Below are 23,578 nucleotides of genomic sequence, written 5' to 3'. Positions count from 1 at the left end.
CGGGTCAGCCCTGGGCGAGGATGGAATACATCCGGCGGCGGGCCTCTTCGAGCACGGCCACGGCCTGCTGCACTTGGTCAGGCGTGCCCGTGCGGCCAACTTGCGCCGCGGCCTGCGCCAGTTCAATTCCAGCCTTGGGCAGGGAACCAGACCCGGCGGCCGGTCCTGCGGCGCCCCACGGCGCTGACTCATGGACGCCTGCGGCCTCCTCACGGCCGGCTTCGGTCAAAGAATAGATTTTTCGGCCGTTGGATTCCTCGACGCTGATGACACCTTCGTCGGCCAACAGTTGAAGGGTGGGGTAGACAGAGCCGGCGCTTGGTTTCCAGCTGCCGCCGCTGCGCTCCTCGATCTCACGGATGATCTGGTAGCCATGCATGGGGCGCTCCGCGAGCAGGGCAAGCACGGCTGCCCGCACCTCGCCCTTGCCGGCGCGGGTTCCACCACGCCTTTCGAACCGCGAACGGAACTCCTCAACAGCCTGCCAGAGGCCGTCGATACTGTGTCCGCCGAAGCCGCCTGCCGGGTACGAATCGCGCACTGGGTCTCCTCTGTAAATCGCCAACGATATACAACGACACTTAACGATACATCCGGGCGCGCTGGCGGGGTCAGCTTTTGCGGAGGGTCAAAATCTGCTCCGCGCGCCCGAAAGGGCCCTGCAGATCGTGCAGGACTGTTGAGGTGAGGCCAATCCCGTCCCGGCCAAAGGAGACGGCGTTGTCCAGGCCCAGCCACTCCCCTTCGGGGCGCCGGTACATGTGGATCTGGAGGTCAACGTTGGGGAAGGCGTAGCTGTCCTTGCCCGGCGGCACCCTTGCGGCAATCCCGTTGGCGGTGTCCACCAGTCCCATCAGGCGGGCGAGGTCGCCGCTGTCCGCCTTGTCCGTCAGGGGATGGTCCGCGCGCAGCCACACCTTGCCGGCCCCCGGCCGGTGGCCTTCCGCCATGCGCATTTCAAGGGAGCGGATGTAGCCGCCGGGCCACACTGATGAGCCGTCATAGGGCTTGCATTCCTCCGGGCCGGGAATGGCGGTGTCCTCCACGGCCGCCACGGCTGAAGTATCGCTGGTGACCATCCGCCAGGCTGTGGCCCGGATGGCGGTGCGGCCGCCTGCAATCAATTCGGCCTGCAGCAGTTCGATGGTTTTTCCCGGGCGGAGCGTGGTGGTCTCGATATGGAACCCGCCACCGGGAATCAGCCCCAGGATTTCGTAGCTGAGCCGCGCCATCCGCAACCCCTCCCGCGGCTGGTGCCGCTCCAGGGAATCCGCCATGAGGCCTGATGCGGGGGCCATGTGCTGCTCGTGGACATTCCAGGCACCCTGCGCGTGGATCGTGGAGCGGAAGCGTCCCCCGCCCAGTGACTGGTAGTAGTAGTTTCCCTCGGCCAGTTCAGGCAGATCGGTGGTCAACGGTGGCCCTCCCGGAGATTTCAGTGAATTCGGACTAACTCTATCGTTGTGGCGGCAGGCAACCGGCATAGGTTGTTGGAGGACTCGGTGAAATGTTGGACCCTGACGGCGGTCAGCGGACTAGACTCTTGATCGGTCCTGTCAGCAACCCTCGGAAGAGGTGTTCCATGCGCGTTATCAGCTACAACCTCCGCAAGCACAAAGCAAGCGGCGAGCTCCTCGCCCTGGCACGGAACCATGACATCGATGCACTCTGCCTCCAGGAGGTGGACTCCAGCGACCTCCCCGAGACCCTGGGCCCGCTGCACCTCGCTGACGCCACCAAGGGAAACCGGCTCGGGCTGGCCATCTACTACCGCACCAGCCGCTTCACGGCCCTGGACACCCAGTCCTTCGCCCTGAAGAAGTCGGTTCATGACAGGGTCCTGGCCCCGGCCCACGAGCGGCTCATCGGAACCAGGGTGGTGGACAACGAGACCCAGCATGAACTGGTGATCGGTTCCTTCCACGCAGCGCCCCTCACGGCCTCGAATTCCCTGCGCCGCAAGCAGATCCACGCCGCCCACGCCGAACTGCTCAGCATGGGCCAGGGACTCATGACCCTGATGGTGGGCGACTTCAACTACCCGTTCTTCACCAAGAACCTCCACATCCATATGAAGAACTCGGGCTACGCGCTCTCACTCAGCAACCGGCGGACCTACACCCGCTACAAGGTCTTCAAGGGCCACTTCGACTTCGCCACGTCACTGGGACTGGACATCGAGAGCGTTGAGACGCTGCCCCGCGGAAACTCAGACCACCTGCCCATCCTGGTCCACGCCGAATACGGCCGGGATTATTAAGCAGCCACGTCCAGTGAGCAGGACTGGAACGGGATCCGGCAGGGAGGAACCCTATGCCGAGGCGTCAATCCGTTCCCGCAGGTCCGGCCAGGCAGCGGCGAAGCCTGGGTGCAGTTCCTTGCCATCCACCTCAGCCAGCGGGATCCACAACAACTCGATGCTTTCGGGGTCGCTGATGACGGGGTCGAACGGTTCCCTCACCTGCACCACCACGGTGGTGTAGGACCAGTAGCCCAGGTCCAGCACGGAGGTGAAAAGCACCTCGACGTTCCCGGCGGGCACAGCGGCCTCCTCCCAGGCTTCGCGCAACGCTCCCGCCACGGCGTCCTCGCCCTCGTGCAGCGCTCCTCCCGGAAGGCCCCACGTTCCGCCGTTGTGGCTCCAGACGGCCCGATGCTGCAGGAGCACACCCTTGGCAGGATCGTAGGCGAGGACACCGGCGGCACCAAACCTGCCCCAGAAGCGGCCGCGGCTGCCCTCCACCCAGGCATCACCGGGATCGCGGGGACCGGTGCGGACAGGCGGGGTGGAGGACGCGGCGGACGCCAAAGAATGATCCATCGGTCCAGTCTGACAGGTGCCCGGGGACGGGCGCACCCACCCTGCCGGTACTAGTGCCCGTTGCCGCGCTCGACGGCGAAATCACCGCCGGGATACATGATCGTTTCGTGTCCGTCATCAAAACGGACCAGGTAGGGCGGCGTTCCGCCTTGGCCGCGGACCTCGAGAATCACTCCGTGCCGGTCCGTGGACCCTACCGTCCTGCCGTGCACAATGATCCGGTCGCCCTGGGTTGCCTCCATGGCAATCACCTCCAGCCCCAGATTACGACTCCGGACGGGGAGCGGAAAGGGCCGGCGCAAAGTGGACGTGGCAGGATTTCGGTATGCCGCTGAACCTCCTCCTGCTCGCCGACACCCATGTGCCCAAGCGTGCCCGCGCGCTCCCTGCGCAGGTATGGACCGCCGTCGAAAGCGCCGATGTGGTCTTCCACGCCGGCGACTGGGTGACGGCGGATCTGCTCGACGAACTTGAGCAGCGAAGCCGCTCCCTGGTGGGGGTCTACGGAAACAACGACGGCCCCGACCTGCGGTCGCGGCTGCCCGAAACGGCCGCAGTCACGCTGGACGGCGTCCGGTTTGCCATGGTGCACGAGACCGGGCCGGCGAAAGGCCGGGAAGCGCGGTGCGGTGCGCTGTTCCCTGATGCCGACGTACTGGTTTTCGGGCACAGCCACATCCCCTGGGACACTACCACCGAAGGCGGGCTGCGGCTGATCAACCCGGGCTCCCCTACCGACCGGCGCCGCCAGCCCGCCTGCACCTACATGACCGCCGTGGTGGACGCCGGCGCCCTCAAGGATGTCCGCCTGGTGGAAGTCCGCCGGGACCGGAGTTGAGGGCGAAAGCGGGTTGGCAGCGGCGCGCATCATTGCCTAGGCTTGAACGGTAAGCATACTTAGCTTTTAGTGTCGCCTTAGCAGCAGGAGGACCACCATGACTGACCAGTACACCTTCCGCAATCCCGTCACCGCCTACGAAAAGATCTCGCCGCCGGAGCAGCACCAGCCCGAGCCCGGACTGGACGCGGACCTGGCGCCGAAAGCGGATCTGGGCGAGGAGACCTACCGCGGCACTGGACGGCTGGAGGGCCGGAAGGCGATCGTCACGGGAGCAGATTCCGGGATCGGCGCGGCCACGGCCATTGCTTTTGCCCGCGAAGGGGCCGACGTTGTCCTTTCCTACCTGCCCGAGGAGGAAGAGGACGCGGCCCGCATCGCCGGCATCATCGAAGCCGCAGGACGGAAGGCCGTCAAGGTTCCCGGTGACCTGAAGGACCCCGCCACCTGCCAGGAGCTGGTAGATACTGCAGTGGCCGTTCTGGGCGGCGTGGACATCCTGGTCAACAACGCCGGAAAACAGGTGGCGCAGGAGGACATAGCCCAGATCACGGACGAACAGTTCGACCACACCCAGAAGACCAACGTCTATGCGATGTTCCGGGTGACCAAGGCCGCGGTTCCGCACATGCCGGCGGGGTCCACCATCATCAACACCACGTCCATCCAGGCGTACAACCCGTCCCCCACGCTTCTGGACTACGCCACCACCAAGGCGAGCATCAACAACTTCACCAAGGGCCTGGCGCAGCAGCTCGCGCCCAAGGGCATCCGCGTGAACGCGGTGGCGCCGGGGCCGATCTGGACGCCGCTGCAGGTCAGCAGCGGCCAGCCCAAGGAGGAACTGCCGGAGTTCGGCCAGTCCACGCCCCTCGGCCGGGCCGGCCAGCCCGCCGAACTCGCACCTGCCTACGTTTTCCTGGCCTCCCCTGAATCCAGTTTCGTGTTGGGGGAAACGTTGAACGTCAACGGCGGCAGCCCCACGCCGTAGCGCCCCACACAGCAGGGACGACGGCGGTGCCCCGTGCAGGACGGGCGGGGCATCGCCGTCGCGCTAGCCTTCGTTAAGGCCGGCGAGGAGATCGTCGGTTGCGGGGTCCGGCTGGCCGTCGAAAAACTGCGCCAGGACGGTTTTGAAGACGGTTTCCCCGGGAGCTGCGCGGAGGAACAGCGTCATGGACGAGCGCAGCTTCCGGGCGTCCACGCTGCCAAAAATCTCCTCGGCAGCGCGATCTTTATGGGTGCTGAGCACCTGGGCGCATTCGAGCAGCCGCGGGCCCAAGACCGGGTGGTCAAGGTAGTCCCGGGCCTCCTCAAGGGAGCTGATGGCGTACCGGCGGGAAGTGTCGCTGTGCCCCAGCCCCGCCACCTGGGGAAAAACGAACCACATCCAGTGTCCGGACTTGTTGCCCACCTGCAATTCGGCCAGCGCCTGGTCGTAGGTTCCACCGCTGTTTTGTGCGGCAACAAAGCGTTCCAGGTCATAGGGATCGTTCACGGGTGTCTCCTTGTGGTGGGGCTTGGGGTGCGGACTGTTGCTCGAGGAATGCTGACGCGTGGCGTAACTGCGGATCCGGGTCTGTCCGCCACCGGGCCAGGACAACGGCGGCCCGCTGGCTGTCACGGCCGTTGAGCCGCGCCAGGAAGGGGGCCACCACGTCCGCGAGCAGCGGGTCAACCAGTTCCCTTGTTCCGGCGGACCGAATAAAGCCCTCGATCCGGGTCAGGTCGGAATGACGCAGCAGCGCCGCTTTGGTTTGCAGCAGCACCACTGCGGCGAGCCTGCGCTCATAGACTGCGCGGGAGCCGGGCCCTGGCTGGCCCCACAGCGCGGACGCCAGCTGCACCACGGCGTCGTGGTCGAGGTCCTTGTACTTGCGCAGCGCATCCCGGACGGTTCCGCGGACGGCACCGACGGAAGACCCGTACGAGGCGAGCTCCCCGCCCAGCCTGTCCTCGACGTCGTCCGCCCGGTACCAGGCACCCTCATTCTGCAGGGTGCGGTCAACAAACCCGGCAGCAGCAGCCACCAGATCCCCCGCACTCATCGGGTGCGGCCTGCCGACGCGTGCCTGATGCAGAACGGCGTCCAGGGGCGCGCTTCCAGCCTTCCTTCCGCGATGGCTTCGCCGCAGACGGCGCAGGTCCCGTAGGTGCCGTCGGCGATCCTGGCCAGGGCGGCGTCAACCTGGTCCAGTCCGGCGCTGCTCTGCTTGAGAAGCGCCGACGCCTGGGAGAGTTCGAAGGCGATGGTGGAGCCTTCGGGATCATGTTCGTCGTCCACGTTGGAATCCTGGCGGGCGGAGTTGGCCGAAACGATGTCGGCGCGGAGGGCCGGAAGCAGCGCCACTTTCCGCGCCCGCTCCTCCTCGAGCAGGATCCGGAACCGTTCGAAGTCAGGCATGGGAAAAGCCTAGCGCGCCGGTCAGTACCAGTTGTTGGCCACCGAGTGGTTCCAGGCCCCGCACGGCGAGCCGTACCGGCCGCGGATGTAGCCCAGGCCCCAATCGACCTGGGTGCGGTAACTGGTGAGCCAGTCGCTGCCGGCGCTGGAGTATTTTCCGGGCGGCAGGGCCTGGGCTATTCCATAGGCGCCGGAGTAGGGGTTGGTGGCTGTGGTCAGCCAGTTCGATTCCTTGGTCCAGAGCTGGGCGAGGCACAGGAACTGGTCCTGGCCCCAGCCGTAGGCGCCCAGGCGCCCCGAGGCGTAGCTTTTGGCCCCTGCAGGGTCATTGACGGCGCCGCCTGGAACGGACGGCACGACGACGGGCGGCGGGCTGGGTGCGACCGGCAGCGCGGGTGCGGGGGCAGGATTTGCCGGCGCCGGGTTGGCGGGTGGTGCGGGGTTCGCGGGTGGTACGGGGTTCGCGGGTGCTGGATTTGCCGGCGCAGGGACGGCTGGAGCCTGCGGGCGGGCGGCAGCCGCGGCGGCCGCCCTGGCTGCCGCCTCTGCCTGCAGGCGGGCCTGTTCAGCGGCTGCGGCGCGTTTTGCCGCCTGCGCTGCCTCGTAGGCAGCCTGCGCCGCCTGGCCCTGCCGGTACGCGCCCTCTACTGCCGCCGTCGTGCCCTTGAGGGAGGCAAGTTGCGCTGTCAGCTCCTCGCTGCGCTTCTGGCTTTCGGCCACTTGGCGCGCCATCGCCTCCTGCGCGGACCGGGCAGCGTCCAGCTTCGCTTTGGCTTGCAGGGACAGCCGCACACGTTCGGCTTTGGCGGCGCTCTCCTGGCCAGCCAACGAGGACGCCACCCTGCCGGCCGATTCGGCCCTGGCCACCAGCGCTGCCGTCTTGTCACCCACGATGCGCACCACGTTCAGACCCTGGACGCTGTTGGTCTGGATCGCATCGAGGGCAACAAAGAATCCCATGGTGGTGCCGCCGGTTTTATAGGACTGGGCCGCGAGGGCGCCCAGGTCCTTCCGGTGCCGGGACAGCTCGGTGTTTGCTTGGGAAACCTGGGCGGTGAGGGTCTCCACTTTTGCGCTGGCCGCCCGAAGCGCAGAATCGGTTACGGCATACTCCGCCGCTGACTGGACGGCCGCTGTCCCCAGGGACTCGGATTGGGCCTGCAGGCCACCCAGCAGGCCACTGATCCTGTTGATTTCCTCTGCGGTGCCGGATTCCGTCAGCTTTGCCTGCTGGACGTCCTCCCAGGAGGGGTAATCACCCGCCGGATCCTGGTCCGCCGCCCCGGCCGGGCCGAGCCAAACAGTACCCGTAAGGGCAAGGGCCAGCAGCGCCGCAGGCAGGGGCAGGCGGGCTTTGATAACGAACCGAGACATAGTTCGGAAGCATACAGCTCTCAACCTTCAGTTGAAGGCTGGCGTGCTGACATCGTTATGCAATCTGGAAAGGTGAACCCCTACCCAGGACGGCCGAACGCCGCACACGCGCACGGCGGCCCAAAGCTCTGCCGCCTGCTGCCCACGAGTGCCGTTTCGGCTGGTGCCGGCACAACGTTTTATTACTTTGTGACGAACCTCATGCACTCCGTACCGGCGCGCCTATCTTCCGTGGTCAGCCTGCTATGCAAAGAACCTCCAGTCATTTGCGGAATACGAGAGAAGCCGCTCGTATGTTATTCAAATGTGACAATCGGCAGGCTGGCAGGTTATGGTCTTCAGGTGTCCCTCCCAGACGGGACATTCCCCTCAGCATGCCGAGCCCTGCCGCTGATCCGGGATTCAATCGTTTCCAGCTGGCAGGGACGGGGGAACCACCTTTCCGCGGCCTCATGCGAGGCCTTGGGGTTAAGTCGATAGCGCCTTCCGTTCCGTCCGGAGCCGCTACCGGCCGGGTATCTCCAACCCGAACCCGACAGCTCACCCCGCAGGCATGGGAGAGGCGATCAAACGTGTCAAAAAATTCCATCACCGCCCGTCACCGCGCGACTCCGGCCCGCTCAATCGCGCTCCAGGGCTTGGCTGTATCCGCCAAGTCGCTTGGCCGTCCGGCCCTGGCCGTAGCAGCAGCTTCCGGCATTGCCTTTGGTGTGGGCGCCCCGGCCCACGCAGGCGTAACCGGACCGGATACCACCGGGACCACTAACACCCAGGCGTCCGTGGCACCTGCAGCTGCCGTGGCTGCACCGGCAGCAGCTGCCGCCAACGTCCACACCGTGGTTTCGGGTGACACCCTGGGCGGCATCTCCGCTGCCTACGGCGTCAGCCTCAACGATGTACTGGCCGCCAACGGCCTGGCGATCTCCACGATCATCTTCCCGGGCGACCAGATCCAGATTCCGGGCGCCGGCTATGTTGCAGCTGCTCCGGCCCCCGTCCAGGCGGCCGCTGCTCCTGCTCCCGTCCAGACTGCCGTTGCCGCGGCTCCGGCCAACACCGGAGTAAATGTTTCCTACGCTTCAGCTCCGGCAGCTGCCACGGGTTCGGGCGCCGGCGCTGCGATCCTGGCATCGGCCTACGGCCAGGTTGGCATCCAGCAGGACTGCACCGCCATGGTGGAGAAGGCCCTGCGCAGCGTGGGCAAGTCTGTTGGCGACCTGGCTCCCGGCCAGTTCTACCAGTACGGCTCCGTGGTGGGCTCCCCCGCCGCCGGTGACCTGGTGATCACTGCCGGCCACGTCGGTGTCTACGCCGGCAACGGCCAGGTTGTCAGCGGCGGCGTGGACGGTTTCAAGACCGAGGTCCACTCCATTAGCTGGCTCCCGGGCGCTTCCTTCGTCCGCGTAGCTTAAGCAACACCACCCGGACAGGGGCGGCAGGCGGTTACCCGCCTGCCGCCCCTGTTTCGTTTTTGCCGGGTCCCGCCGTCCTCAGGTGCCGCAGAACGTCTGGTAGCTGCCGAAGTCCTCCGGCGCTCCCTCGGCGTAACGCTCCAGCCCCGACCGTTCCCGGTACGGGTCACGGACCACCTCCACGAGCCGGTTGAAGGGATCAACATCGCCGTCCGTTGCCGCGGCGAGCGCTTCCTCGACTAGGTGGTTGCGCGGAATGTAGGCAGGATTGACCCGGTCCATCAGGCCGGCGTCGGGCTGCAGGGCCAGCCACCGTTCTGCCCAGGCGTCGAAGGCGGCGAGATCCAGGACCATGCTTCGGGCGGGGCGGGAGTTTCCCCGCGCTGCGTGCCCGAGGTTCCGGAAGAACCGTGTGTAGTCCACCGGCCCGTCCTTGAGGATGGCGATCACACCGTCCACGAGTTCGGAGGCTTCTTCCGCCTCAGGGCTCCCCGCAGAACTTTCCCTGATTCCCAGCTTTGTTTTCATACCGGCGAACCAGGCGTCGCTGTACTGGCGGCGGAACCCGCCCAATGCCTCCACTGCGGGGGCTACGGCCTGTTCCTGGTCTTCATTGATGAGCGGCAGCATTGCCTCGGCGAGGCGGGCGAGGTTCCATTCAGCCATCACGGGCTGGTTGGCGTAGGCGTAACGGCCGCCAACGTCGATGGAGCTGTAAACCGCGGCCGGGTTGAAGGCGTCCATAAACGCGCACGGCCCGTAGTCGATGGTTTCCCCGGAAATGGTCATGTTGTCTGTATTCATCACGCCATGGACGAAGCCCACCAGCATCCATTGGGCCAGCAGTGAGGCCTGCGCAGCCACCACCCCTTCGAAGAGGGCGAGGTAGGGGTTGTCGGCCCGGGCAGCGGCGGGGTAATGCCGGCTGATGGCATGATCGGCGAGGCGGCGCAAGAGGTCGATATTGTCAGTGGCCCGCGCGTACTGGAAGCTTCCCACCCGCAGATGGCTGCTGGCCACCCTCGCCAGCACTGCTCCTGGAAGCATGGTGTCGCGGCGGACGGGGCGGCCGGTGGCCGTGACAGCAAGGGACCTTGTGGTGGGGATGCGCAGCGCGTGCATCGCCTCGCTCACCAGATACTCCCGCAGCATGGGCCCGACGACGGCACGTCCGTCGCCTGCCCGGGCGAAGGGCGTGCGGCCGGAACCTTTCAGGTGGATATCGCGCAGCCGGCCGTGCACATCGGTCACCTCGCCGAGCAGAAGGGCCCGGCCGTCGCCCAGCAGGGGTGAGTATCCGCCAAACTGGTGGCCAGCGTAGGCCTGTGCCACCGGCGTCGCCCCGTCCGGGATGTGGTTTCCCAGGAGGAGCCGGACGCCCTCCGCCGACCGGAGGTATTCCGGATCCAGTCCAAGTTCGGCCGCCAACTGCTCGTTAAGGACAAGAAGCTTGGGGTCCGGCGCTTCCTCTGCCTGCCAGGGAACAGCCAGTTCCGACAATTCCCGGGCAAACCGCCCGTCAAAAGTGATCGTTGATTCAGCAGCAGCTGTCATTCTTCAAGCCTTCCCTCGTGGTGTGTTTTCCGCGGCGTCGAACCGCGTGAAGAACACCCGATAATTCACTTTCTACCCCATGGTTTTGTTTGGCAATGAGCTCCCGGGGCCTTCCCGTGTCCGCGGCGCCGGGTCAGGCCAGCGCCGCCGTTCGGGAAGAGGTACCCGCTGCAGGTCGTGGGCAGCTACCACCGTCACCTGCGCGGCACGTGCGTTTGCCTGCGCAGCGAGCAGGGTGACGTCGTCGTACCGTGACGAAAAGTGGGCCAGCACCAGGGTGCCGGCCCCGGCGCGGCCGGCCATTTCCCCGGCCTGTCCGGCGGTGAGGTGGCGGTATTGGCCGGCGAGCGCGGCGTCGTCGTCGCTGAAGGTTGACTCGGCGACGAGGAGGTCCGCGCCGTCGGCCAGGTCTTCTGCCCCCTCGCAGGGCGCGGTGTCCATCACGAAGGCAAAGCGTTGGCCGCGCCGGGGAACGCTCACATCGCTGAGGCGGACGCCGGCCAGGCTGCCGTTGCGCTGCAGCCGGCCCACGTCCGGGCCCCGGATGCCGGCAGCGGCGAGGCGGTCCGGAAGCAGCGTGCGGCCGTCGGGCTCTGTGAGCCGGTAGCCATAAGTTTCGATGCGGTGCTTCAGCGGCCGGATCTCCAGCCCGTCGGCCACAGTTGCGCTTCCGGCATGGGGGTGGAGGCGCAGGTCGATGCCGGGCGAACTGACGGACACGAGGGCGCGGACCACGTCCTCGCCGGATGCGGGATAGTGGAGATGGACCGGGTGCGCCACGCCGTCCAATGCCATGCGGGAAAGCACGCCGGGCAGGCCGTAGCAGTGGTCACCGTGGACGTGGGTGAGGCAGATGCGGGTGATCGAGGAGGCTGAGACGCCGGCATAAATCATCTGGCGCTGGGTTCCTTCGCCGGGATCGAAGAGCAGCCCGTCACCGTCCCAGCGCAGCAGGTAGCCGTTATGGTTCCGGGTCCGAGTGGGAACCTGCGATGCAGTGCCTAGGACAACGAGTTCACGCATGGCGTTTGACAAACCAAAAGCAGGTTCCGGGAAGGCCCGGGACCTGCTTTTGGCTCATGCTCGTCGCGTTCATGCTGGTGGCTCAGTGCCGCCTGAACATTCCCATGATGCGATGGGCCATGCCACCGGACCTGGCGCCCATGGCACCGGTGGAGTTGGGCGTCCGGCCCGTGGTGTTCATCCCGCGGCCGCGGACCGTCCCGCCCGCGCCGGTCCTGCCTGCGAATCGTTCAGCGGCGTTCCTGATCCTGCTTCCCAAGTTCATGCGAAACTCCTTCAGTCTTGATCCTGCCGAAACTGATATTCATCAGTGGGCTTATTAGTTTAACCCCGTTTTATCCCCGGGCCAGTGGGCGGAGCCCCTATTCATCAGGTGGGGGATACCAGCTTCCGCCCTCAGCGTTCGAGGTCGTCAGGCTCAAACTCGCTGAGTGGGGACCCGCCGAAGTTTTCCTGGTCGTCGCTGGCGTCGGCTTCCCGGCCGGTGGGATCTTCGCCGAAATCCACGTCAGCCACCGCTTCTCCAAGGGTGGGAGTAGCCGCCGGCACCTGCTCGTTGCCGGCGCCGTCGCGGGTTGCCGCCATGTCGTCCCGCAGCGTTTGATCGCTCAGGAAATCCTCCTCCTCGCCGGAGACTTCGTCCTGGAGCAGCGGATCCTCCTGCCAGCGGTCCGGGTTATTCTCCGCGGCACCGGGATAGCTGTCCGGCTGGCCGCTGCTGACTGGGTCAAGCTCCAGGGAAGAGGCCGCGCCGGGGGTTTCGTCCAGGAGCACGTCGTTTTCCTCGACAACCTCAAGCTCGTCGTCAGGCAAGTTCTGTTCCGTCATGATGATGCCCTTTCTCGTGACCGGCTTTGCCAACAATAGTAAGCATACTGACGAATGGGGTGCGGTGGGAACCCGGCACGCGCGGATGGGGTTCAGTGCAGGAGCCAGGAGCTGTCATCGGGATGTTTGGGCTTCCGGCGCAGTTTGCGGATCAGCACAATAAAGGGCCATGCCAGCAACTGCAGCAGGCCTGCGGTCAACAACAGGCTGATGATCAGGACAATGACTGGTGAATAAAGGAGAAAGACTCCCACTGCGGTTGCAATATAGCCGCCAAGAAGCTCCAGAACCGCCGAAGCGTCCAATGCCACTGTGCATCCCTTCGGGATCGCCGGGGAGGTCAACACCCAGCCTGAATACCACCCAGTTGAAATACGTGGCCGCTTACTTCCTAACGGTTGTTTAAGCCTACTCCCCCGCCGCTTCCGCCGGAAGAAGCTCCACCAGGCGGTGCCATGGGCATGACCTTTGGCCCTACAGCTCCCGCCGTGCGGGTGTCAGTCTTGTAGGTGTCCCCGCGCCAGGTATTCGCTTCGTCCCACGCCTGTCCATTTCCTCAATCCAGGTCCAAATCCCATGAAAAAGACCGTTGCAATAATAATGCTGATCCTGGGGATCCTCCTGTCCCTCGCTGGCCTTGCTGCCGCAGCCGGCGGCATCGTGGCCCTGGCCGTAGGATCCGCACAGCGTGATGGATACCTCACTGCCGGCACAGCCCGGCTTTCCGTGGCTTCCGCCGCCTTGACCTCACCCCGGTTAGGCGCCATGGGCGAGGATATTCCCGGGCGTGTGCCGTTCGACGTCGGCACGCTCCGGTTGCGCGTAGCTTCCGCCGATCCCGGCAAGGCTGTTTTTATCGGCATCGCCCCGCAGTCCGACGTCGACAGGTACCTTTCCGGGGTACATCGCTCCGAACTGCTCGACGTTGACCGTTCACCTTTCCGTGCCGAGTACCGTGACATTCCCGGCTCCACTGCGCCTGCGCCTCCGGCTGGCGAGGCCTTCTGGCAGGCTTCGGCGTCGGGCCCCGGGGAGCAGGAGCTGACCTGGAACATCACCGCCGGGAGTTGGGCCATAGTGGTGATGAACGCGGACGCCAGTCCGGGAATTGACGTCCAGGTGCAGCCCGGGTTCCGGTCCGACCTGATCCGGCCGGCAGCCACCGGGCTGCTTGTGGGCGGAATTATCGCCCTGGTGATTGGGATCCCGTTGCTGATTTTCGGCGCTGCCGGCCTGGGGCGGCATGCCGCCCCGCGTTCCTCCGGGTCCGCTTACGGGGCCGGACCAGCGGGCGGCCCGGTGCCACCGGCCAGGCCGGGCGCGCCGGCAACCCCAGGTGGGACTGCCGCCGGGGTGGCACCTGCGGGATGGGCACCCCCGGGAGGAAGCCCGCCTTCCGGGAGTCAGCCTCCCGGGGTTCAGCCTCCGTACCGGGAGGTGCCCGCAGCAGAAGCCGACTGGGCCCCCTACCCGGCCCGGCTCTCCGGCGAGATTGACCCCGCGCTTTCGCGGTGGATGTGGCTGGTGAAGTGGTTCCTGGCCATTCCGCACTTCATCATCCTGTTCTTTTTGTGGTTTGCGTTCGCCGTCACCACGGTTGTTGCCGGCTTCGCCATTTTGTTCACCGCCCGATACCCCCGGGCCCTGTTCGATTTCAACGTCGGCGTTTTGCGGTGGAACTGGCGGGTTGCCTTCTACTCCTACGCTGCTGTGGGCACCGACCTGTACCCGCCCTTCACCCTGGCCCGCACGAACTATCCCGCGGACTTCGAAGTGGACTATCCGGAGCGGCTCTCCCGCGGACTGGTCCTCATCAAGTGGTGGCTCCTGGCGATCCCGCATCTGATCGTTGTTGCCTTGCTGGCCGGCGCCACGTGGACCTGGGGCTCAGGAACGGGCGATTTCGGGACAAGCTATGAAAGGGGAAGGGGCCTGTCCCTGCTGGGGTTGCTGGTCTTTATCGCGGCAGTGGCCCTGCTCTTTACTGGCCGGTACCTGCGTCCGCTGTTCGATCTGATACTGGGCATCAACCGTTGGATCTACCGCGTGTTGGCCTACACGGCGCTGATGCGCGACGAGTACCCGCCGTTCCGCCTGGACCAGGGCCCCCGTGAAACCGCTGCCCCGGCCACCGGGCCGCCCTTCCAGCCGGTCCGCCCGCAGTGAAGAATGGATTCAAGCCGGCACGGGCTGCCCTCCATCGGCGCGGGCCGGTCGTGGAGACAATGGGAGCGCTTGAGTGAAAAGGGAGGAGCCCGGACCGGATGGAGCATCAGATCCTCCGGATCCGGTCCGCGTCTTTATTCTTGATGATCATGAGCTTGTCCGGCAGGGACTGAAGGACCTGCTCGAGGGCGAGGGCTTCCTTGTGGTCGGTGAGAGCGGGTCGGCAGCCGAAGCGACACGAAGGATCCCTGCTCTCCGGCCCGACGTCGCGATCCTGGACGGCCGGCTCCCGGACGGCACCGGAATCGAAGTGTGCCGGGATGTCCGCTCGCTCAACCCCCGCCTACGGTGCCTGATCCTGACCAGTTACGACGACGAGCAGGCCCTGCGCGGCGCGGTTCTGGCAGGAGCCTCCGGTTACGTTTTGAAACAGATCAGGAACGATGACCTCCTCGCGGGCATCCGCAGGGCGGCCGCGGGTGAATCACTCTTCGAGCCCGGAGCTGAGCTACGGATCATTGCCGGCCTGTCCAAAGCGGCCACTGACCCGAGGATGGAGGCGCTGAGCGCGCAGGAGAAGAAAGTCCTCTCGCTGATCGGAGAAGGAATGACCAACCGCCAGATCGGCGCCGAACTCTTCCTCGCCGAGAAAACCGTCAAGAACTATGTCTCATCCATCCTGGCGAAACTGGGCTTCGAAAGACGAACCCAGGCCGCTGTGTTTGTCATCCGGCAGGGTGCGGACCCCCAGTAAGGGCGACGGCGGCCGGTACCCTCAACTGCGCGCTTCACCACTTCGGTCATTGGCAACAGGCGGACCACTCAATCCGGGTCCCCTTACCTGCCACACTGTGGATGGTACAGGTACCGCCGAGCAGCCCGGCCCGGTCCCGCATGTTGGCGAGGCCACTGGCTTCAAGCGGTTCATGGAAACCTCTGCCGTTGTCGGCTATGCGAAGTTCCACCTGCTTCCGCCCGGCCGACACGGTGACCTGGATGTCGTCGGCCCCCGAGTGCCGCATCGCGTTGCTCAACCCTTCAGAGAGGACCGAGAGCAGGTGGCCGGCAACATGATCGGGGACCGTGCCATCCACCGGCCCGGAAAAGTTCACTTGCGGCAGCAGGGAATAGCTGCGGGAGCTTTCCCGCACCACCTTCATGACGCGGCTGGTCAGAGGTTCCCGTTCATTGTCCCCGGTCCGGAGCGAATAGATGGTGTCCCGAAGGGTCCTGATGGAACCGTCAAGTTCAGCCGTCACTGCATCGATGCGCTCAATGGCTACTGGATCCCGGATGAAGCGGCGCAGGCTCTGAATGCCCAAACCCGCTGCGAACAGGCGCTGGATGACGAGGTCATGCACATCACGTGCGATCCGTTCCCGGTCCCTGAACAGAAGATTTTGTTCACGGAGGGCATGGACACGGGCCAGGTCAAGGGCCAAACCAATCCAGCGGCCAAAGAGGGAGCTGGACTCCAGGTCGGACTGGCTGTAGGCCGTTGACCCGCGTGGCCGTGCGAGCAGCAGCACGGGCCTGTCACTGCCGCCGCGCCCGAGCGCACAGACCAGCACGCAGCCCAGCTTTTCTGCCAGCTCATGGTCGAACACCTGCCCGGCATTCCGGGCCGAACGCGACTCGCCTGTTGCAAGAACCGCGGAAACCATTTCGGAAGCGGGCAGTTCCCGCCCTGCCTGCAGCCCTTGCACCCCCACAGATGACTGGCAGCGGAAAACGCCATCACCGGCCGGAACAGCTATGAGAGCCATCGCCGATTCCGAAACCCGAAGGGCAGTCTCGGCAACCAGGGCAAAGCTGTCCAGATCCTCCGTTTGAGCCGGCAGGATGAGGCGGTCACTCAACGCCATCCCCGCCTCCAGCCAGTCCTGGCGGCGCATATTGCCGTGTTCCTGCGTATGCAGGAGCTCGTCGGCGCGGGCAACCACCTCGCGCAGGAGATTTCCAACCCTTTGTTTCAGGGGTGGGCGCCACGGCTCAGTGCCCATCTCCAACCTCCTGCGACGACTGCCCGCGTCATTGCGGGCGTCAGCGCCTAACCAGTGTCAGGGAGCGTTGGTCTCCACCCCGCAGCCGTCGCCTTCGCCTGAGCACAAAGGGATGTTAGCCACAAGTCTAAGAGCCCTCGCCCAGGCGGGAAACCGGTTGGTGCGAGATTAGGTACTTCCGGTTTTCGGCACCTGATTTACGAGGGCGGGCTCAAGGCAGCAGCATGGACAATCGTGGCGCGGAAAGCCACTATTGGGCTGAAAGCCGAACTGTCCAGGAGCGCGGTGAAGCCATGCAGGAGCCAAGGTCCATAGTTGCCGGCTACGACGGCTCGCCTGAAGCTGCGGAAGCGGTCCGCTGGGCGGCACGCCATGCGCACCGTCGCGGCCTGGCCGTGCATGTGGTGCATTGTTCCATCTGGCCGCTGTTGACCAGGCACCTTGGCCCTGTCCCGGGCGTCTCGGACAGCGGATTGGAGAGGTCAGCCGAGTCAATCCTTGAAGAGGGACTTGCCCACGCGAAGGCTGCGGCGCCAGGAGCGGATGTTGAATCAACCTTGCTGCACGGCCTGCCTGCCCCGCACCTCGTTGGAATATCGGCCCGGCAGGAGATGCTTGTTGTCGGGAGCCGGGGGCTGGGCGGATTCCTGGGCCTGGTGGTGGGCTCCGTCAGCCTGGAACTGGCGGCCACTGCGTCCTGTCCCGTAGCCGTCATCCGTTCTGATCTCCATCCGGATGGACCAGTGGTGGTGGCAGTCGATGAAAGCGGCTCACCAACTGCGCTGAAGGATGCCTGCACGCTGGCGTCGGCATCCCGTGCGGACCTCGCGGTGGTCCATGTCCGCCACACACCTGCCGGATACCGCCGCTTCCGTGACAACCCTGAGGCGCTCGCCGCTGCCGAGGACGTCCTGCGGGCTGCCGTCACTTCTGCCCGCATTCACGCCCCTCGGGTCCGGGTGGAAGGAACCCTCCTCACCGATCCTTCGATTGCCCACGGCATTCTCGACGTTTCCGGGGATGCGGCGATGGTGGTAGTGGGCAGCAAGGGCCGTGGTCTGGTTAAGGAAACGATTGGTTCAACCGCCCACGCCGTGCTTCATCATGCGCGCGGCCCCGTTCTTGTTTCGCGCCATGGCTCCAATAACAGCAGATGAGGTTGCTGCCGGTATGGCACCCCCGGATTCCCGGAACGTAGGCTGAACTAATACAGAGCATGGGCTGGGCAGGGTGAGCGGTGGCTGCAGTAATTCTGGGATGGAACCCAAAGGGAGTGAACCGCTGGGACTACCGCGCCGCCGTCGAACAGGTGACGGAGTCCGGGCGCGTCCTCGCCCAGTGGAACGTTGGCGGCTCCCGGAACATCCTGCCAGGGACAGAGGTCTGGTTGCTGCTGCAGGGCAGCAGCGATGCAGGTCGCGGCCTGATCGGCCACGGGATGGCTGTGTCAGCGCCCGCGGAACCAGCTGGACGTGAGGAATGCGACGCCGGAGACGGGTACGCCAGCATTGAGTTCGACGCGCTGCTCCCCATCGGAGAACAGATACGCCCCGACCTCCTCAAGACAGGAATTTCGGGCCCGATCTGGTGGGAGGCCATCGCAGGCCCAGTTCCCGTCCCGCAGGCTGCGGAGCCTGAACTCCGCAGTCTCTGGCGGGAGCAGGGGCCAGTGGCCGCCAGCCACGCCGAACTGGTTCCCGGGACCTTCCCGCCTGAGGCTGTGGCGACGATCGACGTGAACCGCTACGAGCGGGACGTTGACGCGAGCAGGGTCTGCCTGGCATTCCACGGGACCTCCTGTGCTGCCTGCGGCTTCTCCTTCGAGGCTTTCTATGGCGACGCCGGCACAGGCTTCATTGAAGTGCACCACGTAGTACCGCCGGCGATGCTGAAGGGCGGATACAAACTGGACCCCGTGGCTGACCTGGTGCCGCTCTGCCCCAACTGCCACGCTATGGCGCATCTCGGCGTGATCCCGCCCCGGACGGTTTCGGAATTGCGGACCATCATCGCCGCCGCGGGGCATCTGCGGGGCCATGTGGTCAGTGAGCATGCCCTCGAAGCGCAGGATGATGCCCGGCGGATCCTTGAGGGGCCCCACGACAAAGGTTCGGGCTGAGGCGCTCGGCATGACCAAGGGAAGGGGATATGGCGGCCCGCACTGGCGCAGGGTGCTGGCTGCCCTCGCCAACAGTGACGCCCGGACCGCCTACGCGCAAATAATTCTGGGGGCAGGCAGGCCGGACGTTCTTGCCGGATTGAAGGATCACCGGCGGGACCGGGCCCTGGCCATACTGATCGAGTCGGGGCTCGTGGAACGAACAGCCTCCGGCGGACTGGCGGCACCGGAAGCGATCTATCGCGACCTTCTTGCCCAACAACCGCGGCGGCAGGCGAAAACCGGAGTGGACCGCTTCCTGCGGCTTGGGAGGATCGAGCGGTATCCGGCGAACGTGGCCGAGCGGCGGGAACTCCTGGCCTGGATTGCCGGCGATGCCATCCGGTCCGGCGAAAACCTGACGGAAAAACAGGTCAACGAGCGGCTCCTTAGTTATACCGACGATGTTGTCCTGCTGCGCCGCTACCTCGTGGATTTTGGCATACTGCAACGTACAGCGTCAGGCTCCGCCTACTTCCGGCCTGAGGAAACAACGGCCGGGTAGAACGGCCGCCGTCGTACTGGTGCAACTGCTCATTGAAGGCTGCCTCTTGACTGGCACAAAACGTTTTGCATATAGTGATGCAAGCAATATACAAAACGTTTTGCAAAGGAAGCGAAGTCGATGGCGACGAAGGTGAACATCCGGGACGTAGCGAAAGCAGCAGGCGTTTCTGTGACCACCGTGTCGCACGCACTCAGCGAAACACACAACTCCAGGGTCAACGCTCAGACCGTGGAGCACATCAAAGCGGTAGCCGGGAACCTCGGCTACGCGCCGAACCGGCTGGCAAGCGGGCTGCGCAACCAGCGCTCCCAGATCCTGGGCCTGGTCAGCGACGAGATCACCACCACCCCTTTTGCCGGCGCCATGATCCAGGGCGCACAGGATGCCGCCTCCGAGCACGGCCATCTGCTCATGGTGGTTAACTCCGGCCTCGATAACGAACTCGAGCGCCAGGAAATCCGTGCCCTGCAGCAGCACCAGGTGGACGGCGTCATCTACGCCCGCATGTACAACCAGCGGGTATCCGTTCCCGCGGAGCTGGAGGGAATGCCCGCCATCGTGCTGGACGCCACCTCGGACAACCCGGGGCTGTCCTCAGTGGTGCCGGATGAGTTCGGCGCCGGCCAATCCGCCGCCGAGCTCCTGGTCGCGGCCGGCCACCGCCGGATCGCCATGATCAACAACGAGGACGACATCCCGGCCGCCCACGGACGCCTCGATGGTTTCCGCGCCGGGCTGGCCCGGCACGGCATGCAGTTGCCCGTGGACTCCCTGGTGACCAGCCGGCCCAGCACCGCCGGTGGGCGGGAAGCGGCACTGGAGCTGCTGGCTGCTGCAGACCGGCCCACCGCCCTGTTCTGCTTCAGCGACCAAATGGCCATGGGCGCCTACCAGGCGGCCGGCCACCTTGGCCTGAAGATTCCGTCCGACGTCTCCATTGTGGGCGTGGACAACCTGGAGCTCATTGCTGACGGCCTCTGGCCGGGCCTGTCCACCATGGCCCTCCCCCACTATGAGATGGGCCGGTGGGCTGTCCTGAAACTCCTCGAGGAGCTCGAGAACCCCAAGGCGCCGCGGGTGCACGAAAAGGTGGCCTGCCCGCTTGTTGAGCGGGATTCGGTGGCGCCGCCCCAAGACTGAACCGGAGCTGTACCGCACCGGGCACAGCCCCGCACTTTTCCCAAAAAACGGGAACGCAGCCGTTGCAGCGGCCGCGCTCCCAGCAGGACCGACATCAATCACCCTGTCCAAGCAGAAAGACTGACCCATGAACAAGAAGTTCACGAAGATCCTGGCGACCAGCATAGCCGCAGCCGCCCTCACTGCCACCCTCGCCGGCTGCGGCAAGGGCAGTTCCTCGTCCACAACCGAAAGCTCCACAGAGATCACCATGTGGACCCACGCCGCCGGAAACCCGGCGGAACTGGCCGCCACGCAGTCGATCGTGGACTCCTATAACAAGAGCAGCGGCGCGAAGGCGCAGATCAAGGTACAGGCTTTCCCGCAGGAGTCCTACAACGATTCCGTTGTTGGGGCCGCGTCGGCCGGCAACCTCCCGTGCATCGTGGACATCGACGGGCCCAACGTTCCCAACTGGGCCTGGGCGCAATACCTCACGCCACTGAAACTGTCTGCGGACCTTACCAAGAACCTCCCCAGCACCGTTGCCAAGTGGCAGGGCGAGACCTATGCGGTTGGGTACGGCGACGTCGCTTTGTCCATGTTTGCCCGCAAATCTGACCTCGCCGCGGCAGGCGTCCGTGTGGCCACCATCGAGAAGCCATGGACGAAGGACGAGTTCCAGGACGCCCTGACCAAACTCAAGGCGCTGGGTAAATGGGACTACCCGTTGGACATGGGTACTGCCGGAACGGGCGAATGGCTGCCCTATGCGTACTCACCGTTCCTGCAGTCCTTCGGCGGAGACCTGATCGACCGCAAGGATTACCAGTCGGCTGACGGAGCCCTTAATGGCGACAAGGCTGTGGAATGGGCCAAGTGGTTCCGCGGTCTGGCGGATCAGGGCTTCATGGCGACCAAGAGCGGGAAAGATTCCACCCAGGACTTCCTGAACAACAAGAGCGGCCTCCTTTACACCGGTTCCTGGGCAGGGGACAAAACCCGGGAGGCACTGGGAGATGACTTGGCGGTCATGCCCTCGGTGGACCTGGGCAAGGGTCCCAAGATCGGCGGAGCTTCGTGGCAGTGGGGCGTCACCAGCGGCTGCAACAATACGGATGCCGCGATGGACTATCTGTCTTATTCCCTGAAGCCGGAAAACGTGGCTTCCGTGATCAAGGCAACGGGAGGCATCCCTGCCACTGATGAAGCCGCCGCCTTGATTCCCGCTTTCGCCGAAGGCGGCGCAAACCGGGTCTTCATGGAGTTCTCCCGCAACTACGCCGTGATGCGGCCGGAGACCCCCGCTTACCCGTTCATTGCCACCGAATTCGGCAAGGCCACCCAGGACATCCTTGCCGGAGCGGACCCGCAGGGTGCGCTGGACAAGGCAGCCAAGGCGATTGATGCCAACATCAAATCCAACGGCGGCTACCAGAAATAGCCGGCAGATCCGGAGTACGACGACGGCCGGCAAGTGCCGCCGTCGTCGTACCCCAGGTCCTGTCAAGGAGACTCCCATGACCCTCAGCCCGCTTCCCACCCGTCCTCCAGAGGCCATCGCGGCCGCAGCAAAGCAAAGCAGCAGCCCCACCCGGCACCGCCGCCCCCGCCCCGGTTTCCTCCGCGAACAGATCAGCGGTTGGGGCATGATCGCCCCGGCCGCCGTTCTGCTGCTGCTGTTCGTGTTCCTGCCGGCGATCCTTGGCTTCGGCCTGGCCTTCACCAATGCCCGCCTGATCTCTCCGCGGCCTGTGGAGTTTGTGGGGACAGACAACTTTGCCCGGCTCTTCACCGATCCCACGTTCTGGCGTGCTCTGCTGAACGTGACCTACTTTGCGGTGGTCGTGGTGCCAGTGCAGTCCGCCCTTGCCCTGGCCATGGCCCTGCTCATCAACAAGAAGTTCCGCGGCGTCAACTTCTTCCGCACCATCTACTTCCTGCCCGTGGTCACGTCCATGGTGGTGGTGTCCCTGCTCTGGATGTTTATGTACCGCCGCGAAGGCCTGATCAACCAGCTCCTCTCCACGTTCAGCTTCGGGCTCATCCAGGGTGCTGACTGGCTCAATGACCCCGCCACCGCCATGCCGGCCATCATCGCCCTGTCCATCTGGCAGGCAGCCGGGTTCCACATGATCATCTGGCTGGCCGGACTGCAGAGCATTTCCGGTGAACTGTACGAAGCCGCGCAGCTGGACGGCGCCAGCCGCTGGCACCAGTTCCGCTATGTGACGTGGCCGGGCCTGAAGCACACCCGCAGCCTGGTGCTGGTCACCATCACCATCCAGGCGCTGGGACTCTTTGACCAGGTCAGCGTCATGACCCAGGGCGGCCCCCTGGATTCCACCACCACCATCATCTACGAGGCAGTCCGGTCCGGATTCAAGCAGCAGGAAACTTCCTACGCCTCGGCCATCTCGCTCGTATTCTTCGTCCTCGTCCTGCTCGTCTCCGCGGTGCAGCGCTACCTCACCCGGGAGAAAGACTGACATGAACAACCAACTGCTCCTGAGGAGCGCCGGCACCATGCTGGTGCGCATCCTCTTCGCCGTCGTGGCCGCCTTCCCCATCGTTTTTATGCTGATTTCCTCCCTCAAGCCGGACCAGCAGATCTTCGGCGACATGTCCTCCGTGGCGGCGTTCCTGCCCATCGGGAACATCTCATTCGATAACTACGCGGCTGTGTTCGACCGCGTCCCCGCCGCCCGGTTCATGATCAACTCCATCGGGGTCTCCGCCGTGACGGTGGTGCTGGGCATCTTCATCAACAGCCTGTGCGCCTTCGCGCTCTCCCGCATGGAGGTCCGCGGCAAGCGGATCGTCTTCAGCGCCATCCTGGCCACCCTGATTGTCCCGTTCCAGACCCTGGCCCTGCCGCTGGTGTGGTGGGTCAACCAGCTGCCCTACTTTGAGCTCGACGGCTTCAGCCTGGAGTTCTCAAAGGGCTGGCTGGACACCTACCAGGTCCAGATCATTCCGTTCCTTGCCAACGCGTTCTCCATCTACCTGTACCACCAGTACTTTGAGTCCATCCCCAAGGAACTGGATGAAGCGGCCCGGATCGACGGTGCGGGCTGGTTCAAGATCTACCGGCAGGTAGTCATGCCCTTGGCAGGCCCGGCCACAGCCACAGTGGCCATCCTGACCTTCCTGCCTGCCTGGAACTCCTACCTCTGGCCGCTCATGGTGGTCCAGTCCGAGGAACTGCGGCCCGTGATGATCGGCATCCAGTACTTCTTCCAGCTCAATGTCTCCTGGGGCGAGGTGATGGCCTACGCCTCACTCATCACCGTCCCCGTGGTGATCCTCTTCATTGCCTTCCAGAAGTCCTTCATCAACAGCATCGCCTCCAGCGGCGTGAAAGGCTGAC

27 protein-coding genes and 1 riboswitch are annotated in these 23,578 nt (G+C 65.1%); of the genes, 13 read left to right on the top strand and 14 right to left on the bottom strand.

Features of this window, described 5'->3' with window-relative positions:
- Window positions 1-4: 4 nt before the first annotated feature.
- Entirely contained in the window at window positions 5-541 is a 537-nt protein-coding gene (locus tag BMX78_RS12350; RefSeq protein ID WP_091419804.1) for a PadR family transcriptional regulator, read from the bottom strand.
- 70 nt (window positions 542-611) lie between these two features.
- Complete coding sequence (locus tag BMX78_RS12345; protein ID WP_091419803.1) at window positions 612-1,415, bottom strand: thioesterase family protein; 804 nt, start codon at window positions 1,413-1,415, stop codon at window positions 612-614.
- 167 nt (window positions 1,416-1,582) lie between these two features.
- Here BMX78_RS12345 and BMX78_RS12340 point away from each other — a divergent pair, with 167 nt between their 5' ends.
- On the top strand, window positions 1,583-2,260 hold the full coding sequence (locus tag BMX78_RS12340) for an endonuclease/exonuclease/phosphatase family protein (RefSeq protein WP_091419801.1): 678 nt from the start codon (window positions 1,583-1,585) through the stop codon (window positions 2,258-2,260).
- A gap of 51 nt (window positions 2,261-2,311) precedes the next feature.
- Here the strand turns inward: BMX78_RS12340 and BMX78_RS12335 are convergent, their stop codons facing one another.
- Both BMX78_RS12335 and BMX78_RS12330 read right to left on the bottom strand, forming a co-directional pair.
- Window positions 2,312-2,821: an NUDIX domain-containing protein gene (locus BMX78_RS12335; protein WP_091419799.1), complete on the bottom strand. Its 510-nt coding sequence runs from the start codon at window positions 2,819-2,821 to the stop codon at window positions 2,312-2,314.
- Window positions 2,822-2,871: 50 nt separating this feature from the next.
- Window positions 2,872-3,063 (bottom strand): DUF1918 domain-containing protein, encoded by a 192-nt coding sequence (locus tag BMX78_RS12330; protein ID WP_091419798.1) that lies wholly within the window; start codon window positions 3,061-3,063, stop codon window positions 2,872-2,874.
- 83 nt (window positions 3,064-3,146) lie between these two features.
- Here BMX78_RS12330 and BMX78_RS12325 point away from each other — a divergent pair, with 83 nt between their 5' ends.
- The gene (locus BMX78_RS12325) at window positions 3,147-3,659 is read left to right on the top strand and encodes a metallophosphoesterase family protein (RefSeq protein WP_091419796.1); all 513 of its coding nucleotides are present in this window, start codon (window positions 3,147-3,149) and stop codon (window positions 3,657-3,659) included.
- 97 nt (window positions 3,660-3,756) lie between these two features.
- Window positions 3,757-4,650 carry a glucose 1-dehydrogenase gene (locus tag BMX78_RS12320; protein ID WP_091419794.1) on the top strand — a complete coding sequence of 298 codons (894 nt, stop codon included), beginning with the start codon at window positions 3,757-3,759 and terminating at the stop codon, window positions 4,648-4,650.
- A 63-nt stretch (window positions 4,651-4,713) separates the two neighbouring features.
- Here the strand turns inward: BMX78_RS12320 and BMX78_RS12315 are convergent, their stop codons facing one another.
- Genes BMX78_RS12315 through BMX78_RS12300 form a run of 4 tightly spaced genes read right to left on the bottom strand, consistent with a single transcriptional unit; the run spans window position 4,714 to window position 7,437 of the window.
- Complete coding sequence (locus BMX78_RS12315; protein WP_091419793.1) at window positions 4,714-5,157, bottom strand: DUF1810 domain-containing protein; 444 nt, start codon at window positions 5,155-5,157, stop codon at window positions 4,714-4,716.
- Window positions 5,141-5,707, bottom strand: a complete 567-nt coding sequence (locus tag BMX78_RS12310) for a DNA alkylation repair protein (RefSeq protein ID WP_091419791.1) — start codon at window positions 5,705-5,707, stop codon at window positions 5,141-5,143. Before BMX78_RS12310 ends, BMX78_RS12315 begins: the two co-directional genes overlap by 17 nt.
- The gene (locus tag BMX78_RS12305) at window positions 5,704-6,063 is read right to left on the bottom strand and encodes a TraR/DksA family transcriptional regulator (RefSeq protein ID WP_091419789.1); all 360 of its coding nucleotides are present in this window, start codon (window positions 6,061-6,063) and stop codon (window positions 5,704-5,706) included. The genes BMX78_RS12310 and BMX78_RS12305 overlap by 4 nt, the downstream gene beginning before the upstream one ends.
- 21 nt (window positions 6,064-6,084) lie before the next feature.
- On the bottom strand, window positions 6,085-7,437 hold the full coding sequence (locus tag BMX78_RS12300; protein ID WP_091419788.1) for a coiled-coil domain-containing protein: 1,353 nt from the start codon (window positions 7,435-7,437) through the stop codon (window positions 6,085-6,087).
- Between the two features lie 378 nt (window positions 7,438-7,815).
- Window positions 7,816-8,006, top strand: a riboswitch (cyclic di-AMP (ydaO/yuaA leader).
- 3 nt (window positions 8,007-8,009) lie between these two features.
- On the opposite strand from BMX78_RS12300, the gene BMX78_RS12295 reads away from it, so the two are divergent.
- Complete coding sequence (locus tag BMX78_RS12295; RefSeq protein WP_091419786.1) at window positions 8,010-8,849, top strand: C40 family peptidase; 840 nt, start codon at window positions 8,010-8,012, stop codon at window positions 8,847-8,849.
- A 78-nt stretch (window positions 8,850-8,927) separates the two neighbouring features.
- Here BMX78_RS12295 and BMX78_RS12290 read toward each other — a convergent pair whose 3' ends face one another.
- The 5 genes from BMX78_RS12290 to BMX78_RS12270 form a co-directional block, all read right to left on the bottom strand.
- On the bottom strand, window positions 8,928-10,403 hold the full coding sequence (locus BMX78_RS12290; protein WP_091419785.1) for a protein adenylyltransferase SelO: 1,476 nt from the start codon (window positions 10,401-10,403) through the stop codon (window positions 8,928-8,930).
- Between the two features lie 72 nt (window positions 10,404-10,475).
- Window positions 10,476-11,426, bottom strand: coding sequence for a ribonuclease Z (locus tag BMX78_RS12285; RefSeq protein ID WP_091419783.1), 951 nt, complete (start codon window positions 11,424-11,426; stop codon window positions 10,476-10,478).
- A gap of 82 nt (window positions 11,427-11,508) precedes the next feature.
- Entirely contained in the window at window positions 11,509-11,691 is a 183-nt protein-coding gene (locus tag BMX78_RS12280) for a hypothetical protein (protein WP_091419782.1), read from the bottom strand.
- A 131-nt stretch (window positions 11,692-11,822) separates the two neighbouring features.
- Window positions 11,823-12,254, bottom strand: a complete 432-nt coding sequence (locus BMX78_RS12275; RefSeq protein ID WP_091419780.1) for a hypothetical protein — start codon at window positions 12,252-12,254, stop codon at window positions 11,823-11,825.
- Window positions 12,255-12,346: 92 nt separating this feature from the next.
- Window positions 12,347-12,565, bottom strand: coding sequence for a hypothetical protein (locus BMX78_RS12270; RefSeq protein WP_255470712.1), 219 nt, complete (start codon window positions 12,563-12,565; stop codon window positions 12,347-12,349).
- 265 nt (window positions 12,566-12,830) lie between these two features.
- Between BMX78_RS12270 and BMX78_RS12265 the strand changes: the two genes are divergently transcribed.
- Both BMX78_RS12265 and BMX78_RS12260 read left to right on the top strand, forming a co-directional pair.
- Window positions 12,831-14,420: a DUF4389 domain-containing protein gene (locus BMX78_RS12265; protein ID WP_091419778.1), complete on the top strand. Its 1,590-nt coding sequence runs from the start codon at window positions 12,831-12,833 to the stop codon at window positions 14,418-14,420.
- Window positions 14,421-14,493: 73 nt separating this feature from the next.
- Window positions 14,494-15,174, top strand: a complete 681-nt coding sequence (locus BMX78_RS12260; protein WP_091419777.1) for a response regulator — start codon at window positions 14,494-14,496, stop codon at window positions 15,172-15,174.
- 46 nt (window positions 15,175-15,220) lie between these two features.
- On the opposite strand, the gene BMX78_RS12255 is transcribed toward BMX78_RS12260, so the two are convergent.
- On the bottom strand, window positions 15,221-16,423 hold the full coding sequence (locus BMX78_RS12255) for a sensor histidine kinase (RefSeq protein ID WP_091419775.1): 1,203 nt from the start codon (window positions 16,421-16,423) through the stop codon (window positions 15,221-15,223).
- Between the two features lie 224 nt (window positions 16,424-16,647).
- Here BMX78_RS12255 and BMX78_RS12250 point away from each other — a divergent pair, with 224 nt between their 5' ends.
- The 7 genes from BMX78_RS12250 to BMX78_RS12220 all read left to right on the top strand — a co-directional run bounded on the left by BMX78_RS12250 (window position 16,648) and on the right by BMX78_RS12220 (window position 23,577).
- Entirely contained in the window at window positions 16,648-17,580 is a 933-nt protein-coding gene (locus BMX78_RS12250) for a universal stress protein (RefSeq protein WP_353615439.1), read from the top strand.
- A gap of 116 nt (window positions 17,581-17,696) precedes the next feature.
- Entirely contained in the window at window positions 17,697-18,542 is an 846-nt protein-coding gene (locus tag BMX78_RS12245) for an HNH endonuclease (RefSeq protein ID WP_286138926.1), read from the top strand.
- A 10-nt stretch (window positions 18,543-18,552) separates the two neighbouring features.
- Entirely contained in the window at window positions 18,553-19,086 is a 534-nt protein-coding gene (locus tag BMX78_RS12240) for a DUF2087 domain-containing protein (RefSeq protein WP_091419772.1), read from the top strand.
- Window positions 19,087-19,206: 120 nt separating this feature from the next.
- The gene (locus tag BMX78_RS12235) at window positions 19,207-20,229 is read left to right on the top strand and encodes a LacI family DNA-binding transcriptional regulator (RefSeq protein ID WP_091419771.1); all 1,023 of its coding nucleotides are present in this window, start codon (window positions 19,207-19,209) and stop codon (window positions 20,227-20,229) included.
- 127 nt (window positions 20,230-20,356) lie between these two features.
- Window positions 20,357-21,652: an extracellular solute-binding protein gene (locus BMX78_RS12230; RefSeq protein WP_091419769.1), complete on the top strand. Its 1,296-nt coding sequence runs from the start codon at window positions 20,357-20,359 to the stop codon at window positions 21,650-21,652.
- Between the two features lie 76 nt (window positions 21,653-21,728).
- Window positions 21,729-22,697 carry a carbohydrate ABC transporter permease gene (locus BMX78_RS12225; RefSeq protein ID WP_091419768.1) on the top strand — a complete coding sequence of 323 codons (969 nt, stop codon included), beginning with the start codon at window positions 21,729-21,731 and terminating at the stop codon, window positions 22,695-22,697.
- A gap of 1 nt (window position 22,698) precedes the next feature.
- Window positions 22,699-23,577, top strand: a complete 879-nt coding sequence (locus BMX78_RS12220) for a carbohydrate ABC transporter permease (RefSeq protein WP_091419766.1) — start codon at window positions 22,699-22,701, stop codon at window positions 23,575-23,577.
- Window position 23,578: the final 1 nt, after the last annotated feature.

It is taken from the genome of Arthrobacter sp. OV608, assembly GCA_900110595.1.
In the GTDB taxonomy this organism is placed as follows: domain Bacteria; phylum Actinomycetota; class Actinomycetes; order Actinomycetales; family Micrococcaceae; genus Arthrobacter.
The sequence above is the reverse complement of the archived record's forward strand: the minus strand, read 5'-3'. Positions and strand labels throughout refer to the sequence as shown.